Here is a 16,101-nt window from a genome sequence, read left to right as displayed (position 1 = left end):
AAAACACCGGCCTTGGCCGGTGTTTTTCCATTTAGTCTTGCTGCGTCGCCAGCGGCGCGCGTTTTTTCTGATGGTTGATCTTGAACCAGTATCCCGCCAGCAGCAATACCACCCAGACCAGGCCGGCGTACAGCGAGACGCGCGTGGTCGGGAAGTAGCCGATCAGGCCGATGATGAACACCAGGAACACGATCGCCACCACCGAGGTGAACACCCCACCGCGCAGCGGGAACGCCAGCTGCTTCACCTGTTCTTTGCTCAGGCTGCGGCGGAAGGCGATTTGGGAGAACAGGATCATGATCCACACCCACACGGTGGCGAAGGTCGCCAGGGACGCGATCACCAGGAACACGCTCTCCGGCATGATGTAGTTGAGGTATACCGCCAGCAGCAGCGCCAGCATCATCACCACCACCGTCACCCAGGGAATGCCGCGTTTCGACACCTTGCTGAACATCTTCGGCGCATGGCCCTGCTCGGCCATGCCGTGCAGCATGCGGCCGACGCCGAACACATCGCTGTTGATCGCCGACAGCGAAGCGGTAATCACCACGAAGTTGAGGATACCTGCCGCCACGGTGATGCCCATATGCTGGAAGGTCAGCACGAACGGGCTGCCGTTGGTGCCCACCTGGTTCCACGGGTAGATAGACATGATGACGAACAGCGTGCCGACGTAGAACACCAGAATGCGCCACGGCACCGAGTTGATGGCCTTCGGAATCGATTTTTTCGGATCTTTGGCTTCGCCGGCGGTGATGCCGATGATTTCAATGCCGCCGTAAGCGAACATCACCAGCTGCAGCGACAGGATCATGCCGATAAAGCCGTTGCTGAAGAAGCCGCCGTTCGACCACAGGTTATGAATGCCGGTCGGTTGCCCGCCGTTGCCGATGCCCCAGATGATGATGCCGATGCCGGCCACGATCATGATGATGATGGTGGCGACTTTGAAGAACGAGAACCAGAATTCCAGCTCGCCGAACACCTTGACACTCATCAGGTTGATGGCGCCGATGATCAGCACCACGCTCAGCACCCAGATCCAGTGCGGCACTTCCGGGAACCAGACCCCCATATAGATGCCGAAGGCGGTCACATCGGCGATGGCGACGATCAGGATTTCAAAGCAGTAGGTCCAGCCGGTGATGTAACCCGCCATCGGGCCGAGGTAGTCCTGCGCATAGCGGGAAAACGAGCTGGCCTGCGGGTTGTTGACCGACATCTCCCCCAGGGCGCGCATGATGATAAAGGCCACGATGCCGCCGATCAGGTAAGCCAGCAGCACGCTCGGGCCGGCCATTTTGATGGCGTCCGCCGAGCCGTAGAACAACCCGGTGCCGATGGCCGATCCCAGCGCCATAAAGCGGATATGACGCGTACTGAGGCCGCGTTTCAGCTTATTGTCGGGGGCAGTGGTGGGTGACTGTTGTTGCATGAAAATGACCCATAGTTTTAAACGTAAAAAAGCCACGGACATGTCCGTGGCCCTGGATTAAGCCGGGGGATTATCAGTGCGCGGTCACTTGGGAACGCGTGCACACCCGATCATAAATCGCGACCAGCACCAGCATCAGCAGCGAAGGCGGCAACCATGCCAACCCCTGCTCCGCCAGCGGCAGGTGAGTGGTCCAGGCCGGCAGCAGCTGCTGGAAACTGGAGGCTTTCACCGCGTCAAGGATACCAAACAACAGGCTGACAAGCATCACCGGCGCGATGATGCGCGGCGCGCTGTGCCACCAACGCAGGGTGAAGCTCAGCACCACCAGCACGATGCACGGCGGGTAAATCGCGGTCAGCACCGGAATGGAGATCTGGATCAGGTGGCTCAGGCCGAGGTTGGACACCACCATCGAGAACAGGCCCAGAATAAACACCAGCGTCTTGTACGAGAACGGCAGGTATTGCGCGAAGAACTCGGCGCAGGCGCAGGTCAGGCCTACCGCGGTCACCATACAGGCGATGAAGATCAGCGCCGCCAGGAAGAAGCTGCCCAGGCCGCCGAAGGTGTTCTGAACGTAAGCGTGCAGGATCACCGCGCCGTTGGTGGCGTCCGGCACCAGCGCGCCGCTGCCGGAGCCCAGCTTGAACAGGCTCAGGTAAACCAGCGTCAGGCCCACGCCGGCGATCAAACCGGCCAGAATGGTGTAGCGGGTCAACAGACCGGCGTCTTTCACGCCGCGCGAGCGCGCCGCGTTGACGATAACGATGCCGAATACCAGCGCGCCCAGCGTATCCATGGTCAGGTAGCCGTTAACGAAGCCGGAAGAGAAAGGCACGCTCTGGTAAGCCGCCGTCGCCGGAATCGGCGCGCCGGCAGGCCACAGCAGCGCGGCGATGCCCAGTACGCCTAACGCCACAATCTTCAGCGGCGCCAGCACATGGCCGACGGTGTCGAGCAGGCGGCCCGGATACAGGGAGATGCCGATCACCAGCGCGAAGTACACCAGGCTATAGATGAACAGCGGCATGGCGCCGTCGCCGGTCAGCGGGGCGATGCCCACTTCAAAGGACACGGTGGCGGTGCGCGGCGTGGCGAACAGCGGGCCGACGGCCAGGTAGCAGACGGTCGCCAGCAGCAGGCCGGCGCCGCGGCCGATCGGCGAACTGAGGGCGTCGATGCCGCCGCCGACGCGCGCCAGCGCGATAACGGTGATGACCGGCAGACCGACGGCGGTGATCAGGAAGCCCAGCGCCGCGATCCAGACGTGTTCACCGGACTGCAAGCCGACCATCGGCGGGAAGATGATGTTCCCGGCCCCAACGAATAAGGCAAAGGTCATGAAGCCCAGTGCCAGGATATCTTTTGACGTTAAACGATGACTCATACGATGTCGTGTTGCCTGTTCAAATGAAAAAAATTGTCCGATAGCGTGGTGGCGTGACGCCCCACCGGTTGCCGGCATGCCCGATCGTCGCAGCGCCAAATAAGCATCCTAAACGCAGTCGATCCGGCGTTTATGTCCCTATTCGAAAGTGGCCGCTCATGAAGATGGGCAAAATTTTAGGAGTTATAAAAATGGAGGTTTAATCCGACAACGAGGGCTAAGGTAAACGTTTATAGCGCTTCAAGGCAAGACGCACGGCGAAAAGCAGAGCTATCAACCATATAAACTTTAGCCACCAGTCGATCATATTGGCTATCAATAAATATACACTACATGATTTGTATCATTTTTGAACAATGGATTCACGAAACGTGAAACATATACCACTTTACCGCGCGAAAACGCCAATAAATGCCCGGTTTTCGCGTGGTATAAGCTCCGTTTGGCCGTTAAAAAAGGCGAAAATTACGCCGCTTTTTGTCGCTTATTGCACCGTGGCCGCCGCGAGCGGCTGCAGCCCGAGCGCCTGGCGGGTCCTCTGCAGGGCGCCCGGCGGCAGCGGCAGATAGCCGTCGTGATTGACCAGGCTCTGCCCTGCGTTCGACAGCACGCGATCGAGGAACGCGGCGGTCAGCGGCTCCAGCGGTTGATTGGGGGCTTTGTTGATGTAGATATAGAGATAGCGCGACAGCGGGTAGCGATCGTTGCGCACGTTGGCGGCGGTAGGCGCGACATAGTCCTCTCCCGATTCCGCCAACGGCAGCAGCCGCACGCCGCTGGCGCGAAAACCGATGCTGGCGTAGCCGATGCCGTTGAGCGAACCGGCCACCGCCTGCACCACCGAGGCCGAACCGGGCAGCTCATTGACGCGCGGCATAAAATCGCCGCCGCACAGCGCGCGCAGTTTGAAATAGCCGTAGGTGCCGGACGCCGAGTTGCGGCCGAAGCGCTGCAGCGAGCGCGTCGCCCAGTCGCCGCTCAGCCCCAGCTCGCCCCAACGCGTCAGCGGCTTGCTTTCACCGCAGCGCCGGGTGGCGGAGAAAATGCGATCGAGCTGCTGCAGATTGAGGCCGCGCAGCGGGTTGTCCTGATGCACCAACACCACCAGCGCATCCACCGCCACCGGCACCGCCAGCGGCGCATAGCCGTAACGGTGTTCGAACGCCGAAACCTCGGCCGCCTTCATCGGCCGGCTCATCGGGCCCAGCTGCGCAGCGCCCGCCGCCAACGCGGTCGGCGCGGTCGACGAGCCGGCGGCCTGGATCTGCAGGTTAACGTTGGGATAATGCCGGCTGAAATCCTGCGCCCACAGCGCCATCAGATTCGCCAAAGTATCGGAACCGACGCTGGACAGGTTGCCCGCCAGCATGCCGTCGGGCTGCGCCAGCGCGCCGCGTCCGGCCAGCAGCGCCAGGCAAAGCAACAGCCCTCGGGTTATTCGGGTCATACCGGTGTCTCGCGTTAATTTTTCACCGCATTCTCTGATAAAGCGGCGGGAACAATCAACCGGTTGGGTAAGGTAAAGATAAAGCGGGTGCCGATCCCCGGCTCGCTGAGGATCTCCAGCCGCGCGTCGTGATGGCTGAGCGCATGTTTAACGATCGCCAGCCCCAGCCCGCTGCCGCCGGTCTGGCGCGAACGGGCCTTGTCGACGCGGTAAAAACGCTCGGTCAGGCGCGGCAGGTGTTCGGCGGCGATGCCCGGCCCGTTGTCGCTGACCTGGAACTGCGCGCCGTGCGCCGTCTGCTGCCAGCTCACTTCGATATGGGTGCCCTTCGGCGTGTGGTTGACCGCGTTGTACACCAGGTTAGACACCGCGCTGCGCAACTGGTCTTCATTGCCGAACACGTTGAGCTGTTCGTTCACCCGGAAAGTGATCTCGTGATTGCCGCCGCTCAGCGACTGCGCCTCGCGCTGCAACACCCGCAGCATCAGCGGGATATCCACCCGCTCGTTCATGTCGACATTGGGCGCCGCCTCGATGCGCGACAGCGTCAGCAGCTGCTTGACCAGCCCGTCCATCCGGCGGGTCTGCTCCTGCATGGTGCCGAGCGCCTTGCTGCGCAGCGAACCGTCCTGCTCTTCGTCGCCCATCATCTCCAGATAGCCCTGCAGCACCGTCAGCGGCGTGCGCAGCTCATGGCTGACGTTGGCGAAGAAGTTGCGCCGCGCCCCCTCCAGCTGGCGCATCTGGGTGACGTCGCGCGCCACCATCAGCAACTGCCCTTCGGAATAGGGCATCACGCGGAATTCGACGTAGTGTTCGTTGTTCAGCTGCAGCGTCAGCGGGCGTGAGAACTCCTGCTGTTGCAGATAGTGGCTGAATTCCGGATAACGCAGCAGGTTGAGGATGTGCTGGCCGTTGTCTTCCGGCCAGCGAAAGCCGAGCAGATGCTGCGCCAGCCCATTGCACCAGAAGATGTTGCCTTCAACGGTGGTCATCACCACCGCATCAGGCAGCGATTCGGCCCCGCTGCGAAAGCGCTTGATCAGCAACGCCAGCTCGCGCCGGCGGCGGCGATTGCGCTGCTGCATCTGATACAGGCCATAGAACAGCGGCTCCCAGCTCCAGCGGCCGGGCGGCGGTGTCATACTGCGGTCGATCCACAGCCAATGGGAGAGTTTGAGCTGGTTGTAGAAATTCCACACCAGCGCCGCCAGAGCGGAGGCCAGCAGGAACCAGGGCAGATAACCGAAAATCAGCCCCAGCAGTAAGGCGGGCAGACAGAAAAGAGCCAGCTCCAGAGCCAGCCTCTTCCACGACAGACGTTCTAACACGGCATATTCTCCAGCGCAGCGCGATCAATAGCGCGTTGAGAACCGGTAGCCGGTGCCCCGAACGGTTTGAACCATTTTATCATGCCCACTGGTTTCTAACGCCTTGCGGAGCCGACGGATATGCACGTCAACGGTACGGTCTTCCACATAAACGTTAGTGCCCCAGACGTGATTAAGCAACTGCTCACGGCTATAAACCCGCTCCGGGTGGGTCATAAAGAAGTGCAGCAGCTTGAACTCGGTCGGCCCCATGTCCAGCGCCTGATCGTTCGCCATCACGCGGTGGGAGGACGGATCCAGGCTCAGCCCTTGCATTTCAATCACCTCTTCCACCGCCATCGGTGAAATGCGGCGCATGACCGCTTTGATGCGCGCCACCAGTTCCTTGGGCGAGAACGGCTTGGTGATGTAATCATCCGCCCCCACTTCCAGACCGCGCACCCGGTCTTCCTCTTCGCCGCGCGCGGTCAGCATCATCACCGGGATATCGCGGGTCAGCGCTTCGCGCTTCATATGTTTGATAAACTGAATGCCGGAACCGCCGGGCAACATCCAGTCGAGCAACACCAAATCAGGGAACGGCTCAGACAGGCGCGTCACGGCGCTGTCATAATCCTCGGCTTCCAACGGTTGGTAACCATTCTGTTCCAACACAAAGCACACCATCTCACGGATCGGCGCTTCGTCTTCCACCACCAGTATGCGTCTTGCCATCGTCAATCCTGCCAATGTGTTAGCGACTTTGCGGGCGCCATTATGCGTCAGTTTTGTGACACTTTTATGAAAAAAAGCGGCTGTTATAGGCAGTAAGCATAGCGATTATTTCCCGGCGCAAAGAAAAATCATCCGGTTGTCATCATCATTGCGCCGGGACAGCCGCCGCCGCGGCCTTTATAATCATCGCCATTACCTTTGCATCCGGGAGTGTCATGCGCCTGATCCACACCTCTGACTGGCACCTTGGCCAGTACTTTTTCACCAAAAGCCGCGCCGCCGAGCACCAGGCTTTTCTGAACTGGCTGATCGAGCAGATCGAGCAGCAGCAGGTGGATGCGCTGATCGTCGCCGGGGATCTGTTCGATACCGGTTCGCCGCCCAGCTACGCCCGCGAGCTGTACAACCGCTTCGTGGTGGAGCTGCAGCGCACCGGCTGTCAGTTGGTGGTGCTGGGCGGCAACCACGACTCGGTGGCGACGCTGAACGAATCGCGGGAACTGCTCTCCTGCCTGAACACCACGGTGATCGCGAGCGCGCAGGGCTCCCTTGAGCAGCAGATCGTGGTGCTGAACCGGCGCGACGGCCAGCCGGGCGCGGTGCTGTGCGCCATTCCTTTTCTGCGGCCGCGCGATCTGCTCACCAGCCGCGCCGGCGAATCCGGCGCGCAAAAACAGCAGGCGCTGCAGGAAGCTATCGCCGAACATTACCAGGCGCTGTATCAGGCGGCCTGCGAACGCCGCGATCGGCTGGGCCTGCCGCTGCCGATCGTCGCCACCGGCCACCTGACCACCGTCGGCGTCACCACCTCCGACTCGGTGCGCGACATCTATATCGGCACCCTCGACGCCTTCCCGGCGCAGGCCTTCCCGCCCGCCGACTATATCGCGCTGGGCCACATTCACCGCGCGCAGAACGTCGCCAAATCAGAGCATATTCGCTATAGCGGCTCACCGATTCCGCTCAGCTTCGATGAACTGGGCAAAGCCAAAAGCGTCTTCCTGGTCGATTTCGCCGACGGCGCCCTGCAGCAGGTAGAAGCGTTAGCGATCCCGCAGTTCCAGCCCATGCAGCTGATCAAAGGCGATCTGGCCGAGATCGAACGGCAGCTGCAGCAATTTGCCGACTATGCCGGCGAGCTGCCGGTGTGGCTGGATATCGAAGTGGCGACGCAGGACTACCTCAGCGATATCCAGCGCCGCATCCGGCTGCTGGCGGATGAGCTGCCGGTGGAAGTGGTGCTGCTGCGGCGCAGTAAAGAGCAGCGCCGCCAGGCGATCGCACAGCAGGATAAGGAAACGCTCAACGAACTGAGCGTCAACGAGGTGTTCGAACGGCGCCTGGCGCAGGAGGCCGACATGCCAGAAGCGCGCCAACGGCGGATGCATCAACTGTTCCGCCAGGTGGTCGAGGCGGTGCAGCACAATCCTGAGGAGACCCAACCATGAAGATCCTCAGCCTGAGGTTAAAAAACCTCAACTCGCTGCAGGGCGAGTGGAAAATTGACTTCACCGCCGAGCCGTTCGCCAGCAACGGCCTGTTCGCCATTACCGGCCCGACCGGCGCGGGCAAAACCACCCTGCTGGACGCCATCTGCCTGGCGCTGTACCACCAGACGCCGCGTCTCAACGTCACGCCGAGCCAGAATGAACTGATGACCCGCCACACCGCCGAATCGCTGGCGGAGGTCGAATTCGAGGTCAAGGGCGTCGGCTATCGCGCCTTCTGGAGCCAGCGCCGCGCCAAAAACGCGCCGGACGGCAACCTGCAGGCGCCGAAGGTGGAACTGGCGCGCCGCGAGGACGGCAAGATCCTGGCGGACAAGGTGCGCGACAAGCTGGAGATCACCGCCGCCATCACCGGGCTGGACTTCGGCCGCTTCACCAAATCGATGATGCTGTCTCAGGGGCAGTTCGCCGCGTTCCTCAACGCCGACGCCAACGATCGCGCCGAACTGTTGGAAGAGCTGACCGGCACCGAAATCTACGGGCGGCTGTCCGAACAGGTGTTCGAATCGCACAAGCAGGCCAAAACCGACCTGGATGGGTTGCACCAGCGCGCCAGCGGCATCGAGCTGCTGAACGATGAACAGCGCCACTCCCTGACTGAACAGCTGACGGCGCTGAGCGCGCAGGAAAGCGCCCTCGGTAAGCAAACTCAGCAACAGCAACAGGCGCTGAGCTGGCTGCAGCAATGGCAACGCCTCCAGCAACAGCAAAACGAGGGTCAACGGCGGCTGGAAACCGCCCAGCGCGAGCAGGCCGAGGCCGCCCCGCAGCTGCAGCGGCTGGCGCTCAGCGAACCGGCCGAGAAATTGCGGCCGCTGCGCGGTGAACGCGATCGCTGCCGCGCCGAGCTGCAGACGATACAACAGCAGGCAGCCCAGCTGACGCAGCAACAGGAACAGCACTCGGCGCAGTTGGCGCCGCTGCAGCAGGCGGTGGAAAAGGCCCGTCTGGCGCAGCAAGCCCATGCCGAGCATATGCGGCAACAACAACAGCTGATCGATGACCAGGTCGCCCCGCTCGACCATCAGATCGCCCAACTGCAGTCGACGCAGGCCGAGCGGCGACAGGCCGGCGATGCCGCCGCGCAGCAGTGTGCCAAACAGAAAACCACGCTGGAGCAGCTCACCGCCGAGCGCAGCCAGCTGACGGCGCAGGCCGCACAGCATCAGCAGCAGTTGAACGCGCTGACCGAAGCGCTGGCCGTTCAGCAACAACAGCAGCAGGCGCTGGCGGCGCAAACGCCGCTGGCCCCGCTGCGCCAGCGCCTGAGCGCCCTGGCGGATCTGCGCCCGACGCGCCAGCAGTTATTTACGCTCGCCTCTTTATCGCAACAAGTTGTTAAACGGCTGGAACAGCAGCGGCAAGAGCTAAACATCGGTCAAAATGAACTGACCCAGTTGGAGCCACAGTTAGAGCTCATCCGTCAGCAATTTAAGCAGCAGAAAGCCCACCAGGCCGATGTTGAAAAAACCTATGCGCTGGAACAACGGATCGTGGGTCTGGAAGCCGAGCGCGCCCGTTTGCAACCCGGCGCCCCCTGCCCGCTGTGCGGCTCATGCGAGCACCCGGCGGTAGAACAATACCAAGAGGTAAAACTGTCAGAAACTGCGCAACGTCTGGAGCAAATGAAAGTCCAGACCGAAGCATTGCAAAAACAAGGCGTCGAGCTGCGAGCCCGTTACGACAACCTGCAACAGCAATTGCAACGCCAACAGCAGGCTATCGCGCAGGATGAGCAGCAGCTGGCTGCCCAACAGCAGCAGTGGCAGCAGCTCAGCGCGCCGCTGGCATTCGACTTTACGTTGGCCGAGGGCGAGCGGCTCAGCGCCTGGCTAAGCGGCTGCGACGATGAAGAGCGGCGCGGGCAACACGCGCTGCAGCAGCATGAACAGGCGGCGCAGGCGGTACAGCAGGCGAAAGACGCGCTCGCCGCTCTGCAAACGCAGCAGCAGCAGGCGCAGCAACGGCTGGCGCTGCTCGAAGAGCGCTTTACGCTGCTGCAGAAAACCCATGCCGACAGCCTGCAACAGCAGCAAGACCTGCAACAACGCTGGCAAGAAGGCGAGAAGACCCTCGCCGAACGGCGCGCGCAGCGGCTGGCGCTGTTCGGCGAACAGCAGGTCGCCGAGGTGCGCGAACAGCTGCGCGCCAAACAAACCGCCTGTGAGCAGGCCAGCTTGCAGGCCGCCGAGCAGTGGCAAAAAGCGCAGGAACTGCGCGAGCGCCTGGCCGGCCAGCAGGCCGGATTGCAACAACAGCACACCCAAATGCAGGAACGGCTGCAGCAGGCGCAGCAGCTGTGGCAGCAGGCGCTGGCCGACAGCGAATTCGCCGATGAAACCGCCTTCGCCGCTGCGTTGCTGGACGACGCCCTGCGCCGCGAATTGCAGCAGCGCAAAGAGCAACTGCAACAGCGCCAGGTGGAGGCCGCCGCCCTGCTGACGCAGGCGACGCAAACGCTGGAGCAGCATCGGCAAAGCCGCCCTGAAGGGGTGGATGAAGCCAACGCGGATCTCGACGCACTCACCCAATCGCTGGCCGAGCTGGCACAGCAGTTGAAAACGTTGCAGCTGCGCCAGGGTGAACTGCGCAACCAGCTGGAAAGCGACGCCGCCCGCCGCCTCAATCAACAGGCGCTGTTCGAGCAAATCGTCCGCAGCCAGCAAGACTACGACGACTGGAGCTACCTCAACCAGCTGATCGGCTCGAAAGAAGGCGACAAGTTCCGCCGCTTCGCTCAGGGGCTGACGCTCGATCATCTGGTTTATCTGGCCAACCTTCAGCTCGGCCGGCTGCACGGGCGCTACCTGCTGCAGCGCAAAACCAGCGACGCGCTGGAGCTGCAGGTGGTGGACACCTGGCAGGCCGACGCGCTGCGCGATACCCGTACTCTGTCCGGCGGCGAGAGCTTCCTGGTCAGCCTGGCGCTGGCACTGGCGTTGTCCGATCTGGTCAGCCACAAAACCAGCATCGATTCGCTGTTCCTCGACGAAGGCTTCGGCACGCTGGACGCCGAAACCCTCGATACCGCGCTGGACGCGCTGGACAGCCTGAACGCCTCCGGCAAAACCATTGGCGTGATCAGCCACGTCGAGGCGATGAAAGAGCGTATTCCGGTGCAGATCAAGGTGAAAAAGGTCAACGGGCTCGGCGTCAGCCGGCTGGAGGCGCACTTCAGGCTGGAATGATCACGCCGTGCGCGGCGCAGAAGTGTGACCGCGGCGGCACTCCGCGGTGAAAAGCGTTGAGCCGCGGCGAGCACGGGTTATTATGCAGGCATAACAGGATTGTTACTGTATCCCCTCCGCCGCTCAGGCCGCAGGACAGAAACATAAAATACAGGCAAAACCTGACGCCCGGGATCGCTCCCGGGCGTCAGGTTTTTTCGTTTTCAGGATGCTGAAACACCGGGAAAGACCATGAAAATCGCTAAAATACTCAATAATAACGTGGTGATTACGCTGGACGACCGTCAGGAAGAGACGGTGGTAATGGGAAAAGGAATCGGCTTTAAAAAGAAGCCCGGCGACACGCTGGACGAAAGCCTGATCGAAAAGGTGTTCACCCATAACGGCGGTGAAATCGCCGAGCGCTATAAAGAGCTGCTCTCCGAGATCCCGTTGGCCTGCGTCACCACCGCCGACCGGATTATTACCCTCGCCCGCGAACGGCTGCCGGGCAAGTTGCATAACATCGTCTACATCACGCTGACCGACCACATCCATTTCGCTCTGCAGCGCCACGCGGAAGGATTGGATATCAAAAATGCGTTGCTGTGGGAGATTAAAAAGCTCTATCAGGCCGAGTTCGCCGTCGGGCTGGAGGCGCTGGCCTTGATCGCCGAGCGGCTGAATACCGCGCTGCCGGAAGACGAGGCCGGATTTATCGCCTTGCACCTGGTCAACGCCCAGCTTAACGACGAGATGCACAACACGCTGCACATCACCCGCGTGATGCAAGAGATCCTCAACCTGGTCAAATACCACTTCCGCTTTGATTACAACGAGGAAGCCCTGAGCTACCACCGTTTCGTCACCCATTTGAAATTCTTTGCCCAGCGCCTGCTGGGGAAAAACTACGTCGACAGCGACGACGACTCGCTGTATCAGGTGGTGAAAGAGAAATACCGTGAGTCATTCGCCTGCGCCGGTAAGATCAACCGCCACATCGAAAAGCACTATCAGCACCAGCTCACCACGGAAGAGATGATGTTCCTGACCATTCATATCGAACGGGTGCGCAGCGAAAGCGAGGAAAAACCGGCTTAACGGCGGGCGTCCGCCACCCGCACGCCGTACTGCGGAAACACCGCGTCGGCGGAGATCAGCGTCAGCCCCTCGGCCTGTGCCTGTGCGATCAGCATGCGATCGAAAGGATCCTGATGATAGGGCGGCAGTTGCCCGGCCTGTTGGCAATGAAAGGCGTCCATCGGCAGCGCCAGAAAATCTTCGGCCTCGATGATCGCAAAGATGTCTTCCGGCAACGCCAGCTTGCCCAGCGCCTGCTTGATCGAGATCTCCCAAATGCTAGCCGCGCTGACGTACACCGCATTGCCCGGATCGGCGATCTGCCTTTTGGCGTTCGCGCCCAGGCAGGCGTCATCAATCAGCCACCACAGCAACGCGTGGGTATCCAGCAGCAGGCGCTTCATGCATCGCCCTCAAACAGCGCCGCAATGGCCGCATCCCCCGCGTTGAAATCCGCCGGCACGGTAAACTTGCCCTTGGCGGCGCCGGGCCGGCGCGCTTCGCCCTGGATGGCGACCAGCTGTACGTACGGCTTCCCTGCTTTTGCAATAATCACGGTTTCTCCCTCCGCGGCTCTGTCCGCCAGCTGGCTCAGATTGGATTTGGCTTCGTGCATATTGGCCTGAATCGGCATACGCGTCCTCCTTAGCTAAGTTAGCTAAAGCATAAAGCGCCGTCCAGTTTTTGTACAGGGAATGGTTTAAAGCGCGAGCAGCCTCGCGCTTTGCTGCAACGCTTAGCGCTGCTGTTGCGGCCATAACCAGGCTGCGCCGCGTACGCCGCTGGAGTCGCCGTGCACCGCCTTGCGGATCGGCGTTTCACACTCGCCGCCGAACACCCAATCTTTCACCCGCTGCGGCACGGTGCGATACAGGCGATCCACGTTGCTCATGCCGCCGCCGAGCACCACCACGTCCGGATCCAGAATGTTGATCACGTGCGCCAACGCTTTCGCCAGCCGCATTTCGTAGCGAACGATCGCCTGCTCCGCCAGCGCATCGCCCCGCTCGCTCAGCGCCATGATCTCGTGCCCTTGCAGCGCGTTGCCGCTCAGGCGCGCATAGTCGGTGGCGAAACCGGTGCCGGAAATAAAGGTTTCGATGCAGCCCGGCTTGCCGCAGTAGCACGGCACTTCGCGGGCGTAGCGCAGCTCATCGTCATCCTGCCACGGCAGCGGATTGTGGCCCCATTCGCCGGCGATGCCGTTGCCGCCGGAATGCGCCTGGCCGTTCAGCGCCACGCCGGCGCCGCAGCCGGTGCCGATAATGACCGCAAACACGGCTTGCGCGCCGGCGCCTGCGCCGTCGGTAGCTTCCGACACCGCCAGGCAGTTGGCGTCGTTGGCGATACGCACCTCGCGCGCCAACAGCGCCGAGAGATCCTTGTCCAGCGGTTGGCCGTTGAGCCATACCGAGTTGGCGTTTTTCACCCGCCCGGTAAACGGCGACAGCGTGCCGGGAATGCCGATCCCGACCGATCCCCGCTCGCCGGTATGATCTTCCGCCAGCTTCACCAGCCCGGCGATCGCCGCCAGGGTTTGCCCATAGTCATGGCGCGGCGTGGCGATGCGATGGCGAAACAGCTCCCGGCCGTCGTCCGCCAACGCAATCACTTCAATTTTTGTCCCGCCCAAATCGATGCCAATGCGCATGTATTTTTCTCCTCGATGCCGCGCAGCGTTGCCACAGCCTAATGTAAGTGCGCGGATGAATCACCTGTTTCCCTCTCCCCCGCCCGGCCTTTTCCGCTGCGGTCGGCGACGCAATTCGGAGAGAATGGGGCGATTTTTCAGCGTCAATTCGTTATCATGCCGCCCTGCTTTTGACGAATCAGCGTGCCGAGCGCACGCCCAGCCAGGGATAACATTATGCTGTGGTTTAAGAATTTGATGGTTTACCGTTTGAGCCGCGAAGTGGCGTTAAACGCGGATGAAATGGAAAAACAACTCAGCGCGTTCGCCTTCACGCCGTGCGGCAGCCAGGACATGGCCAAGACCGGCTGGGTCTCCCCGATGGGCTCGCACAGCGATGCGCTGACGCACGCGGTCAACGGCCAAATCGTCATCTGCGCGCGCAAGGAAGAGAAAATCCTGCCGTCGCCGGTCATCAAGCAAGAGCTGCAGGCCAAAATTGAGCGCCTGGAGGCGGAACAACATCGCAAACTGAAGAAAACCGAGAAAGACGCGCTGAAGGACGAAGTGCTGCACAGCCTGCTGCCGCGCGCCTTCAGCCGCTTCAACCAGACCTTCATGTGGATCGACACCGTCAACGATCTGATCATGGTCGATGCCGCCAGCGCCAAACGCGCCGAAGATACGCTGGCGCTGCTGCGCAAAAGCCTCGGCTCGCTGCCGGTGGTGCCGCTGACCATGGAAAGCCCGATCGAACTGACGCTGACCGAATGGGTGCGTTCCGGCGAGATGCCGGCTGGTTTCGCCATTCAGGATGAAGCAGAACTGAAAGCGATTCTGGAAGAAGGCGGCGTGATCCGCTGCAAGAAACAGAATCTGATCAGCGACGAAATCGCGGTGCATATCGAAGCCGGCAAGCTGGTGACCAAGCTGGCGGTGGATTGGCAGGAGCGCATTCAGCTGATGCTGTCGGACGACGGCTCACTCAAGCGCCTGAAGTTCGCCGACACGCTGCGCGAGCAGAACGACGATATCGATCGCGATGACTTCGCCCAGCGCTTTGACGCCGACTTTATCCTGATGACCAGCGAGCTGGCGGCGTTGATCAAAAACACCATCGAAGCGCTCGGCGGCGAAGCCCAGCGTTAATCCCGCCGCAGAAACGACCAGGGCCCAGCATCCGCTGAGCCCTGCGTTTCCCTAACGAACAAAATTTATTTGCTCAGGTAGCGGCACAGATAGGCGGTCGCGTCGGCCACCTGCAGGTTGAACTCGCTGTGCCCCGGCACGAAGAACTTCTCACCCGGCGTAAACACCTGCCAGTCCGGCGCCCCCGGCAGCAGCACTTTCAGCGCCCCGGTGATCACCGTCATTTCTTCCGGCTGCGCGGTGGAGAAGGTGTATTCCCCCTCTTCCATCACGCCCACGCTGGTAAGACCGATGCTGCTACTGTCAAAACCGATAGACTTCACTTTTCCGGCAAAATACTCATTCACTTTCAGCATAGACTGGCACCCGCGTAATCATCTTGATGGAAAATCCATATTGGGGGATTGCGGTTGATCTGTCACTGGTTTTTCGCGCGAAATGCGATCGCGGCGCAGAGGAAAACGCCGCCGGGCCTCTCTCCGGCAGTCAGGGCTGCTGAAACCCGGGGATACCCGCGAGCGCAAAGCGCCCGAGGCCGCGCCGAGCGGTGATTTATGGCTATTTGAATCAGCCGATTAACTCTGCGGCCAGCTTGGCGACCAGAACGTTCGACAGCAGCACCGGCACCGACAGACGCGCCTGCAAAAAAGCGCGGTGGCGCTGGTGATAACCGATGCAATCGAGCACCACCACCTCCGCCCCCTGCCGCAGCAGTGCGCAAGCCGCCTGCTCCAGCGCGGCGTCATCCGCCAGATAAGGACTGGCGACAGCATAGCTCGGCGGCGTCGCCAGCTGCCGCCATTTGCGCGCCTGCTGCCCAACCTGTTCCGCCACCGGCACCACGATGCCGACGCGGTGTTCGCCGACGATCGCGGAGATCAACGGCGGGATGATGCGATCCGGCTCCAGCAACAGCGCCTGCTCCGCCTGCAATCGGCCGAATTCGCCGGTGCACAGCAGCAGAATCACCTGGCATCCCGCCGCCTCCAGCTCGCGGATCTTCTGCTGCAACCCGCTTTCGACGCGAGCGGCACAGAGCGTCACATGCGTGCCGTCCAACAGGCGCGACACCAGCAGCTTATCGCCCCGTTGCGGCGCATAACGCTCGGCGATCTGCCCGGCATCCAGGCCGTCCAGCAAACCGACGTGCCTCACCCGCTCCGCCGGCAGATAAGCAGACAGCAGCGGCATGATATCGCTGCGCGGCGCCTGACCGATGGTCAGCGTGGCGAATGAAGCCGTCATGG

Annotated in this window: 14 protein-coding genes; 4 read left to right on the top strand and 10 right to left on the bottom strand. The window is 61.5% G+C overall.

Features of this window, described 5'->3' with window-relative positions; all coding sequences use genetic code 11:
* Window positions 1-31: 31 nt before the first annotated feature.
* From proY to phoB, 5 genes are all read right to left on the bottom strand, one after another.
* On the bottom strand, window positions 32-1,438 hold the full coding sequence (gene proY / locus SSARUM_RS04695) for a proline-specific permease ProY (RefSeq protein ID WP_060418719.1): 1,407 nt from the start codon (window positions 1,436-1,438) through the stop codon (window positions 32-34).
* 73 nt (window positions 1,439-1,511) lie between these two features.
* Complete coding sequence (gene brnQ, locus SSARUM_RS04690; protein ID WP_033653282.1) at window positions 1,512-2,828, bottom strand: branched-chain amino acid transport system II carrier protein; 1,317 nt, start codon at window positions 2,826-2,828, stop codon at window positions 1,512-1,514.
* Between the two features lie 484 nt (window positions 2,829-3,312).
* A complete protein-coding gene (locus SSARUM_RS04685; RefSeq protein ID WP_033647326.1) occupies window positions 3,313-4,275 on the bottom strand; it encodes a PstS family phosphate ABC transporter substrate-binding protein in 963 nt (320 codons plus the stop codon).
* A gap of 14 nt (window positions 4,276-4,289) precedes the next feature.
* Window positions 4,290-5,606 (bottom strand): phosphate regulon sensor histidine kinase PhoR, encoded by a 1,317-nt coding sequence (phoR, locus tag SSARUM_RS04680; RefSeq protein WP_025301740.1) that lies wholly within the window; start codon window positions 5,604-5,606, stop codon window positions 4,290-4,292.
* Window positions 5,607-5,630: 24 nt separating this feature from the next.
* Entirely contained in the window at window positions 5,631-6,320 is a 690-nt protein-coding gene (gene phoB, locus SSARUM_RS04675) for a phosphate response regulator transcription factor PhoB (protein WP_004940438.1), read from the bottom strand.
* 215 nt (window positions 6,321-6,535) lie between these two features.
* On the opposite strand from phoB, the gene sbcD reads away from it, so the two are divergent.
* The 3 genes from sbcD (at window position 6,536) to licT (ending at window position 12,096) form a co-directional block, all read left to right on the top strand.
* Window positions 6,536-7,768, top strand: a complete 1,233-nt coding sequence (gene sbcD, locus SSARUM_RS04670; protein ID WP_060426642.1) for an exonuclease subunit SbcD — start codon at window positions 6,536-6,538, stop codon at window positions 7,766-7,768.
* Window positions 7,765-11,016, top strand: a complete 3,252-nt coding sequence (gene sbcC, locus SSARUM_RS04665; RefSeq protein WP_060426644.1) for an exonuclease subunit SbcC — start codon at window positions 7,765-7,767, stop codon at window positions 11,014-11,016. Before sbcD ends, sbcC begins: the two co-directional genes overlap by 4 nt.
* A gap of 231 nt (window positions 11,017-11,247) precedes the next feature.
* Window positions 11,248-12,096 (top strand): BglG family transcription antiterminator LicT, encoded by an 849-nt coding sequence (gene licT / locus SSARUM_RS04660; protein ID WP_041033609.1) that lies wholly within the window; start codon window positions 11,248-11,250, stop codon window positions 12,094-12,096.
* On the opposite strand, the gene SSARUM_RS04655 is transcribed toward licT, so the two are convergent.
* The 3 genes from SSARUM_RS04655 to mak form a co-directional block, all read right to left on the bottom strand.
* Window positions 12,093-12,479, bottom strand: coding sequence for a type II toxin-antitoxin system VapC family toxin (locus SSARUM_RS04655; protein ID WP_033637281.1), 387 nt, complete (start codon window positions 12,477-12,479; stop codon window positions 12,093-12,095). The two genes, licT and SSARUM_RS04655, sit on opposite strands and share 4 nt — an antisense overlap.
* The gene (locus SSARUM_RS04650) at window positions 12,476-12,709 is read right to left on the bottom strand and encodes a type II toxin-antitoxin system Phd/YefM family antitoxin (protein ID WP_033637280.1); all 234 of its coding nucleotides are present in this window, start codon (window positions 12,707-12,709) and stop codon (window positions 12,476-12,478) included. Before SSARUM_RS04650 ends, SSARUM_RS04655 begins: the two co-directional genes overlap by 4 nt.
* 102 nt (window positions 12,710-12,811) lie before the next feature.
* Window positions 12,812-13,726 carry a fructokinase gene (gene mak, locus SSARUM_RS04645; RefSeq protein ID WP_033647331.1) on the bottom strand — a complete coding sequence of 305 codons (915 nt, stop codon included), beginning with the start codon at window positions 13,724-13,726 and terminating at the stop codon, window positions 12,812-12,814.
* Between the two features lie 216 nt (window positions 13,727-13,942).
* On the opposite strand from mak, the gene rdgC reads away from it, so the two are divergent.
* Window positions 13,943-14,854, top strand: coding sequence for a recombination-associated protein RdgC (gene rdgC / locus SSARUM_RS04640; RefSeq protein WP_004940461.1), 912 nt, complete (start codon window positions 13,943-13,945; stop codon window positions 14,852-14,854).
* A gap of 65 nt (window positions 14,855-14,919) precedes the next feature.
* Here rdgC and ppnP read toward each other — a convergent pair whose 3' ends face one another.
* Window positions 14,920-15,210, bottom strand: coding sequence for a pyrimidine/purine nucleoside phosphorylase (gene ppnP, locus SSARUM_RS04635; protein ID WP_004940463.1), 291 nt, complete (start codon window positions 15,208-15,210; stop codon window positions 14,920-14,922).
* 211 nt (window positions 15,211-15,421) lie between these two features.
* Window positions 15,422-16,099, bottom strand: a complete 678-nt coding sequence (locus SSARUM_RS04630; protein ID WP_060429615.1) for an AroM family protein — start codon at window positions 16,097-16,099, stop codon at window positions 15,422-15,424.
* Window positions 16,100-16,101 lie beyond the last annotated feature (2 nt).

Source organism: Serratia sarumanii (assembly GCF_029962605.1).
GTDB lineage: Bacteria > Pseudomonadota > Gammaproteobacteria > Enterobacterales > Enterobacteriaceae > Serratia > Serratia sarumanii.
The sequence above is the reverse complement of the archived record's forward strand: the minus strand, read 5'-3'. Positions and strand labels throughout refer to the sequence as shown.